This is a genomic window from Mesorhizobium sp. M7A.F.Ca.MR.176.00.0.0, assembly GCF_004023165.1.
GTDB lineage: Bacteria > Pseudomonadota > Alphaproteobacteria > Rhizobiales > Rhizobiaceae > Mesorhizobium.
Map to the genome: position 1 here is coordinate 1 of NZ_RZTC01000340.1, position 254 is coordinate 254.

The 254-nt window shown below is 70.5% G+C and carries 1 protein-coding gene; it reads right to left on the bottom strand.

What is annotated here, in order from left to right; all coding sequences use genetic code 11:
* A partial coding sequence (locus EOB59_RS35600) for a hypothetical protein (protein ID WP_206622116.1) occupies positions 1-254 on the bottom strand: 254 nt, incomplete at both ends.

Sequence of the window (254 nt, forward strand, 5' to 3'; positions counted from 1 at the left end):
GATGCCTGCCGACCGGTCCTGCAGGGTTTCGACCGAGCCGCCGGTGGTGACGTCGACTTTCCTGGCGAAGCCGCCTGAACCAGCCGAGCCGCCGACGCCGACAGCCACGAGACCCGCGCCACCGAGAGCGAAGCCGCCATTGCCGCCGCCGCCGCCCACCGACTGGGCGAGGATGCCGATGGAATCGGTGCCGCGCGTCGTGACCTTGGCGTTTGCGATGTTGTAGGTGACCTCGTCTCCGTTGCCGGCCGCGC